This window comes from Sphaerisporangium sp. TRM90804, assembly GCF_029846175.1.
Lineage (GTDB): Bacteria > Actinomycetota > Actinomycetes > Streptosporangiales > Streptosporangiaceae > Sphaerisporangium.
The window spans coordinates 82,654-97,092 of record NZ_JARWAC010000011.1 but is presented as its reverse complement, the minus strand read 5'-3'; the positions used below and the strand labels follow the sequence as shown (position 1 = coordinate 97,092).

Below are 14,439 nucleotides of genomic sequence, written 5' to 3'. Positions count from 1 at the left end.
CGGTCTCGGCGGTCTTGCTGGTCTGGCTTCCGGAGCTCAATGGGTCCGCTCCCCCATCAACATGCCGGCCCCCTCGGCGATCATGGCGGTCGCGAGTTCGCGGCCGAGCTCCATGGCGGCCGAGGGATCCCCGGCGGTGGACGTGCGCACCGACCGTGTGCCATCGATGGCGACCACGGCGGCGGTCAGGTTGAGAATGTTCCCGTCATGGACGGCGTACGCACCTACCGGCGCGCTGCAACCGGCCTCAAGGGTCGCCAGCACGACGCGCTCGGCCGTCACGGCGGCGCGGGTGCGGGCGTCGTCGAGCACGGAGAGCAGCTCGATCAGGCCGGCGTCGCCCGCGCGGCACTCGACGGCGAGCGAGCCCTGGCCGGGGGCGGGCAGCATCTCGTCGCACTCGAACAGCTGGGAGATGCCGGCCTCCCTTCCGATGCGGCGAAGGCCCGCGGCGGCGAGCACGACGGCACTCAGCTCGCCCGAGGCGACCTTGCCGACGCGGGTGTCGGCGTTGCCGCGGACGGGAACGTACTGCAGATCAGGACGGAGCAGACGAAGCTGGGCGACGCGGCGCGGCGACCCGGTGCCCACCAGGGCGCCCGAGGGAAGCTCGGCCAGCGTGGCGGGGCCCACCAGGGCGTCCCTGGGATCGTCCCTGGGCGGCGTCGCCGCGATCACGACGCGCGGCTCGGGCGCGGTCGGGAGGTCCTTCAGCGAGTGGACGGCGAAGTCGATCTCGCCGTCGATCAGCTTGTCGCGCAGGGCGCTGACGAAGACGCCGGTGCCGCCGAGCTGCGCGAGGTGGGCCTTGGTGACGTCGCCGAAGGTGGTGATGCCGACGAGCTCCACCGGGCGCCCGGTCAGCGCGGTGAGCCGCTCGGCCACGAGGCGCGACTGGGTGGTCGCCATCAGGCTCTTGCGGGTGCCGAGACGCAGCACGCCGCGGCTGGTGTCCAGAGTCTGGGCGGCGGTCATGCGTCCTCCTCGCCGGCCCGACCCGCCGGGTCCGTCTCCACCTGCGCCACGTCGGCTCGGGTGACTGCCTCGGGCACCTTCGGGTTCAGGTCGAACAGCTCGCGCAGCGCCTCGGCATAATGATCGCCCGCTGGGGACGCCGCGAGCCGCTTGACACGCACGGTGGGCTCGTGGAGCAGCTTGTCCACGACCCTGCGCATGGTCTGGGCGATCTCGCCGCGCACCCGCTCGTCGATCTCGGGCATGCGCGCGGCCAGGCGTCCGAGCTCGTTGTCGACGACGTCCGCGGCCTTGGCGCGCAGCGCCACCACGGTGGGCGTGACCTTGGCGGCGCGCTCGGCCCTGAGGTACTCGCAGACCTCGGCCGCGACGATGGCGCGCACGGCGGCCACGTGGTCGGCCTCGGCGCCGTCGGGGTCGGCGACCCCGGCCTCCTGCATGGTCTCCAGGTCGACGAGCGTGACGCCGGGGATGGCGCGCACGCCCGGGTCGACGTCGTGCGGGAGCGCCAGGTCGAGCAGGAACAGCGGCCGGTCGCGCACGGCGGCGGCCACCATGCCGGCGTCGATGACCTGGCCGACGGCGCCGGTGCAGGAGATGACGAGGTCGGCGCCCGCGAACTCGCGGCCGACGTCCTCCAGCTCCACGGCGCGCCCGCCGACGGTCTGGGCGAGGCGGGCGGCGCGGTCGAAGGTGCGGTTGGCGACCACGATGTCGGTGACCCCGGAGCGCGCGAGCGTCGCCGCCGACAGCGCGCTCATCGAGCCGGCGCCCACGACCAGGGCGCGCTTGCCGGGCAGCGGCCCGAGCACGCCCTCGGCCAGGGTGAGCCCGACGCCGACGAGGGAGGCGCCGGCGCGGTCGATGCCGGTCTCGGTGTGGGCGCGCTTGCCGACCCGCAGCGCCTGCTGGGCCAGGTCGTTCAGGGTGGTGCCGGCCGAGCCGTGCTCCTGGGCCAGCTTCAGCGACCGGCGCACCTGGCCGAGGATCTGGCCCTCGCCGACCACCATGGAGTCGAGGCCGCAGGCCACGGTGAACAGGTGCTCGACCACGCGGTCTTCGTAGTGGACGTACAGGTGGCGGGTGAGCTGCTCCTGGGGGACGCCGGAGTGGGCGCTCAGCAGGTCGGTCACCGCGGTCACGCCGCCGTGGAAGCGGTCGACCGTGGCGTAGACCTCCATGCGGTTGCAGCTGGAGATGATCATGGCCTCGGACACGTGGGCGTCGTTCAGGACGTCCTGGAGCATCTTGGCGAGCGCGTCCCCGGTCACCACGACGCGCTCGAGGAGGGCCATCGGCGCCGTGCGGTGACTGAGACCAACCGTGAGAAGGCTCATGCGTCCATCGCCTCGGCCCAGTCGTCGGCCATCATGGGGCTCCCTGTTTCACGTTCGGCTTTGCGCTGCTCATGGAACGCAAGGATCTGCAGTTCGGTCGACAAGTCGACCTTGCGGACATCCACCCCGTCAGGCACGTTCAGCACAACGGGGGCAAAGTTCAAAATACTCGTGATCCCGGCGGCGATGACGCGATCGGCCACCTGCTGGGCCGCCGACGCGGGGGTCGCGATGACCACTATGGACACACCCCGCTGGTTGATGACTTCTTCGAGCTGGTCTATATGGTCGACGGCCATGCCCACGAGGTGCTCGCCGACGACGGCCGTGTCGGCGTCCAGCAGGGCCGCCACCCGGAAGCCGCGGGAGACGAACCCGCCGTAGTTGGCGAGGGCGCGGCCGAGGTTGCCGACCCCCACGATCGCCACGGCCCAGTCTTGCGTCAGGCCCAGCTCGCGGGAGATCTGGTAGATCAGGTACTGCACGTCGTAGCCCACGCCGCGGGTGCCGTACGAGCCGAGGTGCGACAGGTCTTTGCGGAGCTTCGCGGAGTTCACCCCCGCCGCCAGGGCGAGGTCCTCGGAGCTGACGGTGGCGGTGCTCCGCTCCGAGAGCCCGTTGAGCGCCCGCAGGTAAAGCGGCAGCCGCGCGACGGTCGCATCGGGGATGCCACGTTCGCGCGCTCGGGACATGCGGCGGATCACTTGGCCGGTACTCCAGGGGACGGGCGGCCGGAGCGCCCCGGCCGCGCTCGCGGTTGTCGAGGAGAGACGCAGGCCTCCAGGTTAGTACCTTTGTGAAGCGATGCACAAAAGACTGGGGGCGCCCTCGGGTCCCTACCTTCGCAGGTAGGGGCGCCGGTCCTTGATTCGGCCCTCCGGAATGTGAGGCATGGCACTCCCGCGTCTCGTTAAGCTGGCCATATGGCTCCGCGAGACCACACCATCACCCTGCTGGGCAAGCCGGGGTGCCACCTTTGCGACGACGCCCGCGCCGTCATCACCCGCGTCGCCGACGATCTCGGCGTCGCCTGGGAGGAGCGCGACATCAGCGGCTCCGAGGAGGACCAGAAGGCTTACGGCGAGATGATCCCGGTCACCCTGATCGACGGGGTCCAGCACGACTTCTGGCGTGTGGACGAGTCACGCCTGCGCGCCGCCCTCACCGCCTGACCCAGTCCGGCCTCACCGCCCGCCCCCGGTCCGGCCCTCACCGCGCGCCGGAGGCCGCCGCGCCTCGCCGCGACCTCCGTACGGGGCCGTCCCGGCCCCGCCGGCTCCTAGAGGAACGCCGTGGGGAGCGGGACGACCTTGGCGGCGTTGACGTTCAGCTCGATCACGTTGGCGGCCAGCACATGGGCCACCCGCTCGCGGGCGAACCGCTCCATGTGCGCCTGTCGCTGGTGCTCGGTGTAGGCGACCTCGTCGCGGTAGAGCTCGTAGACGATGCGCTGGAGCGGGGCCGACTTGACCGCGTGGCAGATGAACACCAGCGTGTCGGGCTCGCTGCGGCGCACGGCCTCGATGGTCTCCTCGGCCAGCCGGTCGAACGCCTCCCCGGCGCCGTCCATGAGCGTGAACACCGTGAGCAGCCCGTAGATGCTGGGCGAGGGCCTGACCGAGCCGGAGGCGGGCTGGGGGGCCTCGTGGGCCATCGCCCGGGTGAGGTCGGCCCCCCGGAACAGGGCGCCGGTGGCGGGCATGGTGAACGGCTGCTCGGCCGGGGCGCGGTGGGCGCCGTTCTGGGCGCCGTACCCCAGCGGGTCGACGCCCGGCTCCTGCCCGTACCCCGGCCGGTCGAGGCCGGGGAGGCTGTCGCGGCCGGCGTAGCCGGGGCCGGCGTCCCCCGCCCCGTAGCCCCGGTCGAGGCCGGGCACGCCGTTGCGGGCCCCGTAGCCGGACGGGTCGTCGCCGGGCGGCCCCTGCCGGCCGTGCTGGCCGGTACGACCGTAGTCGTCGTAGGACGGCTGCGCGTGCTGGCCGCGGGAGCCGGGTGCGCCGTACCCCGCCGGGTCGGCGCCGAAGAAGCCCGAGGCGGCCTGGGGGGCCGGCCCGCCGGCGACGTCGGGTGCGATGAACTCGCCGGTGGCCGGGCCCGCGAAGCTGTTGAAGGCGGCCGCCTCCCCTGCGCGGGCGGGGTCGACGTCCCGGGGGCTCACGAAGTTGCGGGAGCTGTCGAACCCGTGGTCGCCGGTCGCGGGCGAGCCCCCGGCGACCCGGCGGTCGCCCGGGCCGTGGGAGGGGTCGGCGCCGCGCTCGCGGAAGACGTCCATGCCGCGGTCGCCGAAGGGGTCGTCCCTGACCGGCGCGCCCTCGAAGCCGCCGGACGGCTGCATGCGGGCGGCGTAGTCGACGTCGCCGTGGTCGGCGGCCCGGTACTCGGCGACCAGGTCGCCGAGGCCCGAGCGGCGCTGTGGCGGCTTGGCCGGGGCGACCGGCATGGGGCCGGTGTCGGGCGAGCGCGCCGGCTCGGGCTCGGGCTCGGGGGCGCGGCGGCGGCCGGCCGCCTGGCGCGGCTCCTCGTCCCAGTCGTCGTCGGCGCCGTCGCGCTCCTCGTCGTACGGCGCGAGCGGCCGGGCGACGGCGTACCAGACGGCGCCCGCCATCAGCGTGATGACCAGCGCCGCGAAGACGCCCGGGATGGCGAACCGCACGGCGCCGACCAGGGCCAGCCCGGTGGGGGCCAGCACCACGCCCGCGTGCATGTTGTCGGCGTCGAAGTCGTCGCCGCCGCGCCACCGCAGCACCGCGACGATGAGGCAGCCGATGAGGATCAGGTACGTGACACCGTGCGCGGCGTTCAGCAGCATCGACGGGATGATCGTCCAGTGCGTCTCGCCGAGCGGCAGGGCCTTGCCGAAGCGGTCGGGCTGGCTGACCGGGTCGAGCACGAGGATGACCGCGGTGATGACCGTGAACGCGATGCCGAACAGCCAGGCGGCGAACTTCGCGGGCGTCTTCTCCGCGAGCATCTGGACCATGCCGATGGCCAGCCAGAAGGGCGCCAGGAACGCTCCGGTGATCTGATAGACGCGGAACGTCGCGGGCCCGAACCCGATCAGGTGCCCGATCGCGACCGCGCCCAGCGCGAGGCACACGGCCGTGGTCGTGATGGTCCAGGCGACCAGCCAGCCGCTCCGTTCGTCCCGGAGGCGTCCGACCAGGATGCCGGTCGTGATGGCGGCGAACAGCGCACCGGCGAAGGCGGTGACGGCTACGAGGGCTTCCATGATGCTCCCAACTCTGCCGGACATTACCTCCAAACCGGTAGCCGGTGCCCGAAGTGCCGCCTGACTGCTGTTACGCGAAGTAGTTACTGAGGCAAAGTGGATTGTGCAATTTCCCGATGATTTCTAGAGTGTTCGAGCACGCACGCGCCCTTCCCTCGCCTCCCAGGGATAACCGGATGTCGAACTCATGGTCGCTCGCCGGGCTTCCCCCTCCTGGATCGGCCGACACAGTGAACTCGCGCGCCGCTGACCAGCGAGAGCGCCCCTCTCCGGAGATCGATGAGCTCCGGAGGGTGGTTCTCCGCGCCAAGACCGGCGACGTGGAAGCCTTCGCGTCGTTGTACGACCGGTACGTCGAGCTGGTCTACAGGTACGTCTACTTCAGGGTCGGATGTCACGCCCTGGCCGAGGACCTCACCAGCGAGACGTTCCTGCGCGCGCTGCGCCGCATCGCCGACTTCACCTGGCAGGGCAGGGACTTCGGCGCCTGGCTGGTCACCATCGCCAGGAACCTGGTGACCGACCACTACAAGTCGGGCAGGTACCGCATGGAGGTGTCCACCGCCGAGGTGCTGGACACCCCGCTGGACGGCCCGCACATCCCCGAGAACGCCGTGGTCACCACGATGGTGAACGACCGCATCCTGCGGGCCGTGCGCGACCTCGGCCCCGAGCAGCAGGAGTGCATCGTGCTGCGCTTCCTGCAGGGCATGAGCCTGGCGGAGACCGCGTTGATCATGGGCAAGAAGAGCGGCGCCGTCAAGGCGCTGCAGTTCCGCGCGATCCGCGCGCTGGCCCGGGCGCTCCCGGAGGATCTCGGATGAGGGCGGCCGGCCACCGGGTGTCACCGATCATCGCCGCGGCCGTAACCTGAGGGCGCCTCGCCTCGTTGGGCATGTAGCACCTATGGATCATCGTAGTGCGGGCGGCAGGGAGCTTTCATGGGCTGGTGGAGGCCTTCGCGGTGGCTGCGCGACCTCTGGGCCGCCGTCACGCTGCGCCGAACGACCATCATCGGTCGCCTGAGGCGGATCGGCGCGGAACCCCGCACCGGCCCGTCGCACGACTTCCGGTCCCGGCTCCGCGAGGAGCTGCTCGCCGCCCAGGCGAGCGCCCGCGAGAGCGCCGGCGCCGAGGCGGGGCGGCACCGGCGGCGTCCCCCCCGGCTCGCGCGGCTGCGCCCCGCGGCGCTGGTCATGGCCGTGACCGGGCTGATGTTGTTCACCGGGGTCGAGACCTACGCCTCGGTCCCCGGGGACCACCTGTACGCGATCAAGCGCGCGGCGGAGGCCACCCTGCTCAGCCTGACCCCCGACGACGAGCAGCGGGCCCAGCGCGAGCTGACGGCCGCCCACTCGCGCGCCACGGAGGCCGCGGCGCTGCTCGGCTACCCCGACTCGGCGCGCGAGCGCCTGATCGGCCCCACCCTGGACGAGATGACCTCCAGGACACGCTCGGCGCTCTCGGCCCTGAAGCACGTGAAGAAGCCCGACAAGCACCGTCCCGAGCTCAAGCGCTTCACCGAGCAGCAGCGCGACGTGGTGGAGCCGATGATCCCCCAGCTCGGCGGCGACGACCGCGTGAAGGCCAGCGCCTACCTGGACATGATCGACGATCTCACCCCGTGACACGCCCGCCACCTGGGACGTCCCCCGCTGGTCGGCGTCAGGTGCGCCAGACGTCACGCCACGCTAACGCCGCGTACACCGACCTCATCCCTGTCTCCCGGTTAAGCTGATGTGCTATGAGGCGGTTAATGCGACGGCGCACCGAAGCTGAGCTGGCCGGTGAGGTGGCGGCCGCGGCCGCCATATCGGCTCCGGTCGCAGCACCGGACACCACCGCGGCGGCCTTCTTCGACGTCGACAACACGATGATGCGCGGCGCCTCGATCTACCACTTCGCCAGGGGGCTGGCCTCCCGCGGCCTGTTCACCACGGCCGACCTCCTGCGGTTCGCCATGGGCCAGGCGCTGTTCCGGGTGCTCGGCAACGAGAACCCCGACCACATCGTGCGCGCCAAGGAGATGGCGCTCGCCTTCGTCGTCGGCATCAAGGTCGACGAGGTCGTCCGGCTCGGCGAGGAGATCTACGACGAGGTCATGGCCGACCGCATCTGGGCCGGCACGCGCGCCCTCGCCCAGAGCCATCTGGACGCCGGGCAGCGGGTCTGGCTGGTCACCGCCACCCCCGTCGAGCTGGCCCGGGTGATCGCGCAGCGCCTGGGTCTGACCGGCGCGCTGGGCACGGTCTCGGAGACCGAGAACGGCGTCTACACCGGCCGCCTGGTCGGCGACCTGCTGCACGGCCCCGCCAAGGCCGAGGCCGTCAAGGCGCTGGCCCGCCGCGAGGGGCTCGACCTGTCGCGCTGCACCGCCTACAGCGACTCCTCCAACGACCTTCCGCTGCTGCGGCTCGTGGGGCATCCCTACGCGGTCAACCCCGACTCCGAGCTGCTGGAGCACGCCAGGAAGAACGAGTGGACGGTCAAGGACTTCCGCACCGGCCGCCGCGCCACCATGGCCGGCCTGCCCATCGCCGCCGGCGCGGGCGCGATCGCCGGCGGCGTGGCCGCCGCCATCGCCTTGCGCAAGATCTACCGTTCGTCCTGAACGTCTCCCCGGCGCGCACCGCCCGTGCGGGCCCGTCCCCCTGAAGGCTCGTACCGGCGGTGCGCGCCGGGCGACCCTCAGCCCAGCGGGGTGCCTCGGGTCTCGCGCATCCTGATGTAGACGATGGTGGAGACCAGCGTCAACGCGGTGGCGTACCAGCCGAACAGCGATCCATGGCCGTTGTCGGCCAGCGCGGTGGCGATGTACGGCGCCGTGCCGCCGAACGCCGCGACCGTGACGGCGTAGGGGAACCCGATGCCGGTCGTCCGGACGCGGGCGGGGAACAGCTCGACCATGACGGCCGAGCACACGGCGGTATAGCCGGTGAGCAGCACCATCGCCACGCACATGATCAGCAACAGGTTCCAGAACGAGTTCTGCAGCAGCGCCAGCAGGGGAACCGTGAGCACCGTGAAGCCCCCTCCGAAGACGATGAGCAGCGGCTTGCGGCCGATGCGGTCCGACAGCAGGCCGCCCAGCGGCTGGATCGCCGTGAAGAACGCCAGGGCGACGGTGCTCGCGGTGAGCGCCGTTCCCGGATCCGCGCCGACGGTGATCTCGGCGTACGTCGGCAGGTAGATCGACCAGGTGTAGAAGCTGACGGTCGCCCCCACGGTCATGCCGGCCACCAGCAGCGACTCCCTGGGGTGCAGGCGCAGGAAGTCGAACAGGCCCGGCCTGGCGACCCGGCCCTCCCTGATCGCCTTCGCCTGCAGGTACGTCTCGTCCGTCCCGTGACGGATCCAGAGGCCGGCCAGGCACGCCACGGCGCCCAGGGCGAAGGGCAGCCGCCATCCCCACGAGGTCATCTCCGAGGAGGAGAGCATGCTGCTGAGCAGGGCCGTGACCCCGGCGGCCAGGAGCTGACCCAGGTTCGAGCTGAAATAGCTGAAGCTGGAGAACAGGCCACGTCGCCTGGGCGACGCGGATTCGACGAGGAAGACCGACGAGACCGCGAACTCCCCGCCCACGGATAAGCCCTGGATGAGGCGGATGAGCACCAGCAGCAGCGGCGACAGCAGGCCGACCTGGGCGTACGTCGGCAGGGCGGCCATCAGCACCTGGCCCACCCCCATCAGCCCGATGGTGAGCGTCATGGCCGTGCGCCGCCCCAGACGGTCGGAGACAGCGCCGATGACCAGCCCGCCCACCGGACGCATGACGAAGCCCACCGCGAACACGGCGAACGCGCTCAGCAGCGGCACCAGGCGGTTTTCGGAGCGGGCGAACACCTGGTCGGCGAAGTAGGTCGCGAGGAAGGCGTACGCCAGCCAGTCGTACCACTCGACCAGGTTTCCGGCCGACGTGGCGAGCAGCTGACGTGTGCGGCTACGGGGTGCGGCGATGACCGCGGACTCGACCGTCACACTGGCCTCCTTCGTCCTGTGAGGTCTCGACACGAAGAAGTGTGGACCCGCGTGACATATAGCGGCAAGACGCGATATAAAGCTTTTTGTAATCGTCATCGATGGCGTCAGGATGTTAGATTCCGACATGTTGGATGAGATAGATCGTCGTCTGGTCGCGGCGCTCCAAGTCAGCGCGCGGGCGCCCTGGGGAGACCTGGGCAAGATCCTCGGGGAGCACGAGCGCACGGTGGCGCGGCGCGTCCAGCGCCTGATCACGGCCGGCGCCATCCGCATCACCGCCACCTACGACGACCTGCGCAGCGGCGTCGGGCACCCGGTGCACATCCGCGTGCGGACCGACCCCGGCTCGGTGGACACCACGGCACGGTCCCTGGCCGCCCGGCCCGACGTGCGCGGGGTGTTCGCGATCACCGGAGCGGCCGACGTGTGGTGCGAACTGATCGCGTCCGGGGACGACCACCTCCGGCAGCTCCACGAGATCCTCGCCAACGAGGTGCCCGCCATACCCGGCGTGCGCGCCACCGAGGCGCAGGTGGTGCTGAGGACGTTCACCACCGTCGCCAACTGGCATGCTCCGCTGCTGAGCGACGCCGAGGTCGCGGGCCTGAGAGGCCTCTCCCCCACGCCGTTGCCCGACCTTCCGGACCTGGTGGAGTTCAGCTCCGTGGAACGAGAGGTGGCCGAACTCCTCATCAGGGACGGCCGCATGAGCTACACCCAGATCGCCGAGGAACTGGGCGTCTCGGTGCCGACCGCGCGACGGAAGGTCGCGTCACTGCTGGAGCGGCGGCTGGTCCACCTGCGGGTGGAGGCCGAACCCGCGCTGCTCGGCCTTCGCGTGGAGGTGCAGCTCGGCCTGGAGGTGCGTCCGGCGGGGCTGGACGCGGTCGGATCGGCGCTCGCCCGGCATCCCGGCGTCCGATACTGCGCCGCCATCGCCGGCGGCCGTGACCTGCTCGTCGAGGTCTGCCTGACCCACGAGCTGGAGTTGTACCGGTTCATCACCCAGGTGATCGGGGGCCTGCCGGACGTCGTCGACGTCGACATGGCCTTCATCACCCGCGCCTACAAACGCGGTCACCTGCTCAAGGACGGTCGACTGACGAGGAGCCCCGATGACGTCCTTCGAGGATGAGACCGTGTGGATGTGCGCCGAGCTGATCCGCATCGACACGAGCAACAGCGGAGACGGGCGGGGTCCGGGCGAGCGCGCGGCTGCCGAGCGGGTCATGGAGTGGCTGGCCGCCGTGGGTCTCACCCCCCTCTATCTGGAAAGCGCTCCCCGCCGCGGCAACGTGATCCTCAGGGTGCCGGGCCGCCGGCCGGACCTGCCCGCGTTGCTCGTCCACGGACACCTCGACGTCGTGCCCGCGGATCCGCGTGACTGGCGCTTCCCCCCGCTGTCGGGCGAGCTGGTCGACGGCCACGTGTGGGGGCGCGGGGCCGTCGACATGAAGCACATGGACGCGATGATGGTCGCCGTCGTCCGGCACATGACCCGCCGCGGTGAGGCCCCGCGGCGGGATCTCGTCTTCGCCTGGCTCGCCGACGAGGAGATGGGCGGCGACCACGGGGCGCGGTTCCTCGTCGACAAGCACCCCGGCCTCTTCGAAGGCTGCGCGGAGGCGATCAGCGAGGTCGGCGGCTACAGCGTCGAGGTCGATCCCGCGCTGCGGCTCTACCTGGTGGAGACCGCGCAGAAGGGCCTGGCGTGGCTCCGGCTGGCCGTCGAGGGCAGAGCGGGCCACGGCTCCCTGCTGCATCCCGACAACGCGGTGACGGAGTTGGCCACCGCCGTGAGCAGGATCGGCGCGCATTCCTGGCCTCGCCGGCTCACTCCCACGACCCGGCGCATGATGCGCGACATCTGCGACGCGTGCGGCGTCCCGTTCGACGAGGACGATCTCGACGCCACGCTCGGCGCCCTCGGGCCGGTCTCCCGGGTGATCGGCGCGTCTCTCAGCCACGTGTCCAACCCCACGCAGTTCCACGCGGGATACGCCACCAACGTCGTGCCGGCGCAGGCGGTCGCCGAGGTCGACGGGCGCTTCCTGCCCGGATTGAGGGACGAGTTCCTGGCGACCCTCGACCGGCTCGCCGGTCCGAGGGTGTCCCGCGAGCACATCGACTACGAGGAGGCGATCGAGGCGCCGTTCGACACCCCGCTGGTGGAGTCCATGCTGGCCGCGCTCCGGAGGGAGGATCCGGCGGCGTGCGTCGTGCCCTACTGCTCGTCCGCCGGCACGGACAACAGGACCTTCCACCGGATGGGCATACACGGGTACGGGTTCGTCCCGCTCCAGTTGCCGCCGGAGATGGACTTCGGGGCCATGTTCCACGGAGTCGACGAACGCGTTCCCGAGTCCGCGTTGCGCTTCGGAGCGCGCGTTCTTCACCGACTGCTCTCGACCTACTGAACGGAGGGGCCACCGACCCGACACGCATTGACAGAGCACGGGGGTACGGCACGACGCCGGCGGAGAATATTCTCGTCGGGCGTGGCTGCCGTTTTCGGCCCGGCGGCGGAAATACACCGACGTCTTCGCCGGGCACGGGGATCGGTTACGGCGAAGCGGAAATCTCGCGACCGGCCGGGACCGTCGAACGACATCGGCGGAACCGGCGCACTGAATCCTTCCGCGACCGCGGCATAGGAATACTCCGGGCTGGCCGGATCAGCGCGGACCCGCCCAACGCCGCACGATTCCGGATCGCGCGCCATTGTCGAATTGTCCGCGGTTCGGGAACAAAATCCCAGGTCATCTGGCATGCGGCGCCTCCGCTGCCGTTCGGATGACGGGGCTGCGCACCCGCGATCCCGATTCGCCGATACACCGTTCATGAAAACCGATCCGGCTCGCGCGACGTTACCCTCCACCCCGGGAAAACGGCGCAGAAGGACCCGAGTCCGCCGGCCATATTTTTATATACGACGCGTATAACAACCCGCCCGGCGGCGGGTGTTAGGGTTCTGACCGCTCGTCGATACACACCCGTAACGACGGGCACGTTTTCTCCAGCCGAGCCGCTCCGCCTGCGGCGACGAAAGTAGCCATCTCACGGAAAGGCAAGTAGGCCATGCGTGTCGGCATCGATCTGAATCACTCAACGCAATGGGTCACGGTTCCGGGCGACAAGACGCTGGCGGACCGGTCGGAGGAGTACGCCGAGTTCGGATACCTCGGCCACCTCGCCGACGTCGTTCGCGAGTCCTGCGGCGCACACCTGTCCCTCCTCGACGAAGGCTCGTGGGCGCAGTCGCTGGCCGAATTCGACGCCCTCATCCTGCCGGTGGACTCGGCCAGCCGGTGGTCCGCGGAGGAGACCTCCGGCATCCGCCGTTTTCTGCGACGGGGCGGCGGCGTGCTCGTCTTCGGAGACGGCGACCCGCCGGTGAGCCCCGGGCAGGCGTCCCCGCTTCCTCTCCCCCACCTGCGTCTGGGCGACGAGGCGATCGGGATCCCCTGCCATGAGCCGGAGTCGCACGTCCTCGTCCAGGATCTCGTGCTGGACGTCCAGCAGGGGCATCCGGTCACCCGGGGTCTCACCCAGGTGTTCCTGCACCGTCCGCGCGAGATCACCGACGACGGCGCCGCGTTGGTCCCCATCGTCCGGCGCGGGGAGGCCACCCTCATCGGGGTGGCGCGGCACGGTGAGGGACGACTCGCCGTCGTGGGGAACGGCGAGATGTTCTCGCTGCCGTTCCTCGGCCGGGAGTCGAACGCCGCGCTGCTGCTCAACCTCCTCCAGTGGCTGGCGAAGGGGACGGTGACCTGCGCCACGGGGTACGCCGCCCGAGACGTCACCACCAGGCACCCGCACCCGACGCGCGCCTTCGCGGACGAGGAGGATCTCGAGCACGTGCCCGGCCCGCACCGTGTCGACGCTCGTCCGTTCGAGACCCTGCTGTCCGATCTGGCCTTTCGGCGGCTGCCCCATCCGTACGAGGACGAGTCCACGTTCCTCACGGAGGCGGAGCTCGCCTACCACGAGATGCCGCGGCAGATGCGGCACGCCGTGAGCCGGTTCCGGCTCAGGTCCAACGACTACGGGGTCCTGCTGATCAAGGGCCTTCCCAGGGATCCCGTGACCCCGAGGACGCCGGCTGATCCCGGCGCGAGGGCCGAGAAGGAGACCTGGCTGAGCGAGTTCTGGCTGGCGGCCTTCGGCGGCGCGCTGGGCTTCCCGTTCGCCTACCACCAGGAGAAGCGCGGCCAGCTGTTCCAGAACGTCGCGCCCACCCGCCACAACGCCATGAAGCTCTCGTCGGAGAGCTCCGCCCTCCTGCTCGACTTCCACACCGAGACGGCGTTCCATCCTCATGTGCCCGACTACGTGCTGCTCTACTGTCTCCGGCCGGATCACGAGCGGGTCGCCAGGACCATCGGCGCGGGGGTGCGCATGGTCCTGTCCCAGCTCTCGCTCCGCGACCGCGGTCTGCTCTTCGAGCCCCTCTACCGCACCGGGATCGACTACTCCTTCGGCAGCGTGAACGGGCTCCAGGGGAACGGCCCTCTGCTGCCCGTGCTGTCGGGGGACCCGTACGACCCGTACCTGACGTTCGACCTCGACCTGATGACCGGCCTCACGGCGGACGCGCTGGCCGCGCTGCGGAACCTCGCCGCGGCGACCAGAAAGGTGCAGCGCTGGGTCCGGCTGGACGCCGGTGACCTGCTCATCGTCGACAACCGCAAGGCCGTGCACGCGCGGTCGGAGTTCACGGCCCGATATGACGGCCTGGACCGATGGTTGCAGCGGACATGCGTGTTACGCAGCCCCTTCGACTCGGCCGAGCACCGGCGGCTGGGGGGCCGGGTGGTCGAGACTCGGTTCACCGTCTGAACACCGGTCAGCGGCAGTCTCCCGTGCCCGCACGACGGCCCGGCACCGTGCGGGCACACATTCCTCCGAAAGCGA

General features: G+C 71.0%; 12 protein-coding genes. 7 read left to right on the top strand and 5 right to left on the bottom strand.

Going from position 1 to position 14,439, the window contains the following annotated elements:
• Positions 1–36: 36 nt before the first annotated feature.
• Genes hemC through PYR91_RS15250 form a run of 3 tightly spaced genes read right to left on the bottom strand, consistent with a single transcriptional unit; the run spans position 37 to position 3,016 of the window.
• Positions 37–975, bottom strand: coding sequence for a hydroxymethylbilane synthase (gene hemC, locus PYR91_RS15260; RefSeq protein ID WP_279780461.1), 939 nt, complete (start codon positions 973–975; stop codon positions 37–39).
• Positions 972–2,312: a glutamyl-tRNA reductase gene (locus tag PYR91_RS15255; RefSeq protein ID WP_279780460.1), complete on the bottom strand. Its 1,341-nt coding sequence runs from the start codon at positions 2,310–2,312 to the stop codon at positions 972–974. The genes hemC and PYR91_RS15255 overlap by 4 nt, the downstream gene beginning before the upstream one ends.
• On the bottom strand, positions 2,309–3,016 hold the full coding sequence (locus PYR91_RS15250; protein WP_279780459.1) for a redox-sensing transcriptional repressor Rex: 708 nt from the start codon (positions 3,014–3,016) through the stop codon (positions 2,309–2,311). Before PYR91_RS15250 ends, PYR91_RS15255 begins: the two co-directional genes overlap by 4 nt.
• A gap of 219 nt (positions 3,017–3,235) precedes the next feature.
• On the opposite strand from PYR91_RS15250, the gene PYR91_RS15245 reads away from it, so the two are divergent.
• Positions 3,236–3,484, top strand: coding sequence for a glutaredoxin family protein (locus PYR91_RS15245; protein ID WP_279780458.1), 249 nt, complete (start codon positions 3,236–3,238; stop codon positions 3,482–3,484).
• Positions 3,485–3,591: 107 nt separating this feature from the next.
• On the opposite strand, the gene PYR91_RS15240 is transcribed toward PYR91_RS15245, so the two are convergent.
• Complete coding sequence (locus PYR91_RS15240) at positions 3,592–5,541, bottom strand: antibiotic biosynthesis monooxygenase (protein ID WP_279780457.1); 1,950 nt, start codon at positions 5,539–5,541, stop codon at positions 3,592–3,594.
• Between the two features lie 293 nt (positions 5,542–5,834).
• Here PYR91_RS15240 and PYR91_RS15235 point away from each other — a divergent pair, with 293 nt between their 5' ends.
• The 3 genes from PYR91_RS15235 (at position 5,835) to PYR91_RS15225 (ending at position 8,152) form a co-directional block, all read left to right on the top strand.
• The gene (locus tag PYR91_RS15235) at positions 5,835–6,365 is read left to right on the top strand and encodes a sigma-70 family RNA polymerase sigma factor (protein WP_279780456.1); all 531 of its coding nucleotides are present in this window, start codon (positions 5,835–5,837) and stop codon (positions 6,363–6,365) included.
• 117 nt (positions 6,366–6,482) lie between these two features.
• The gene (locus PYR91_RS15230; RefSeq protein ID WP_279780455.1) at positions 6,483–7,169 is read left to right on the top strand and encodes a DUF5667 domain-containing protein; all 687 of its coding nucleotides are present in this window, start codon (positions 6,483–6,485) and stop codon (positions 7,167–7,169) included.
• Between the two features lie 116 nt (positions 7,170–7,285).
• A complete protein-coding gene (locus tag PYR91_RS15225) occupies positions 7,286–8,152 on the top strand; it encodes an HAD-IB family hydrolase (protein ID WP_279780454.1) in 867 nt (288 codons plus the stop codon).
• A gap of 77 nt (positions 8,153–8,229) precedes the next feature.
• Here PYR91_RS15225 and PYR91_RS15220 read toward each other — a convergent pair whose 3' ends face one another.
• Entirely contained in the window at positions 8,230–9,519 is a 1,290-nt protein-coding gene (locus tag PYR91_RS15220; protein ID WP_279780453.1) for an MFS transporter, read from the bottom strand.
• Positions 9,520–9,646: 127 nt separating this feature from the next.
• Between PYR91_RS15220 and PYR91_RS15215 the strand changes: the two genes are divergently transcribed.
• From PYR91_RS15215 to PYR91_RS15205, 3 genes are all read left to right on the top strand, one after another.
• Positions 9,647–10,657: an Lrp/AsnC family transcriptional regulator gene (locus tag PYR91_RS15215; protein WP_279780452.1), complete on the top strand. Its 1,011-nt coding sequence runs from the start codon at positions 9,647–9,649 to the stop codon at positions 10,655–10,657.
• On the top strand, positions 10,638–11,939 hold the full coding sequence (locus tag PYR91_RS15210; protein WP_279780451.1) for a M20/M25/M40 family metallo-hydrolase: 1,302 nt from the start codon (positions 10,638–10,640) through the stop codon (positions 11,937–11,939). Before PYR91_RS15215 ends, PYR91_RS15210 begins: the two co-directional genes overlap by 20 nt.
• Positions 11,940–12,600: 661 nt before the next feature.
• On the top strand, positions 12,601–14,364 hold the full coding sequence (locus PYR91_RS15205) for a DUF4350 domain-containing protein (protein WP_279780450.1): 1,764 nt from the start codon (positions 12,601–12,603) through the stop codon (positions 14,362–14,364).
• The last annotated feature ends 75 nt before the right edge of the window (positions 14,365–14,439 follow it).

What these genes read in the sequence shown, in the direction of transcription:
- hemC (WP_279780461.1), bottom strand. Translation starts at nt 975, where the DNA reads ATGACCGCCGCCCAGACTCTGGACACCAGCCGCGGCGTGCTGCGTCTC.
- PYR91_RS15255 (WP_279780460.1), bottom strand. Translation starts at nt 2,312, where the DNA reads ATGAGCCTTCTCACGGTTGGTCTCAGTCACCGCACGGCGCCGATGGCC.
- PYR91_RS15245 (WP_279780458.1), top strand. Translation starts at nt 3,236, where the DNA reads ATGGCTCCGCGAGACCACACCATCACCCTGCTGGGCAAGCCGGGGTGC.
- PYR91_RS15240 (WP_279780457.1), bottom strand. Translation starts at nt 5,541, where the DNA reads ATGGAAGCCCTCGTAGCCGTCACCGCCTTCGCCGGTGCGCTGTTCGCC.
- PYR91_RS15230 (WP_279780455.1), top strand. Translation starts at nt 6,483, where the DNA reads ATGGGCTGGTGGAGGCCTTCGCGGTGGCTGCGCGACCTCTGGGCCGCC.
- PYR91_RS15225 (WP_279780454.1), top strand. Translation starts at nt 7,286, where the DNA reads ATGAGGCGGTTAATGCGACGGCGCACCGAAGCTGAGCTGGCCGGTGAG.
- PYR91_RS15215 (WP_279780452.1), top strand. Translation starts at nt 9,647, where the DNA reads ATGTTGGATGAGATAGATCGTCGTCTGGTCGCGGCGCTCCAAGTCAGC.
- PYR91_RS15210 (WP_279780451.1), top strand. Translation starts at nt 10,638, where the DNA reads ATGACGTCCTTCGAGGATGAGACCGTGTGGATGTGCGCCGAGCTGATC.
- PYR91_RS15205 (WP_279780450.1), top strand. Translation starts at nt 12,601, where the DNA reads ATGCGTGTCGGCATCGATCTGAATCACTCAACGCAATGGGTCACGGTT.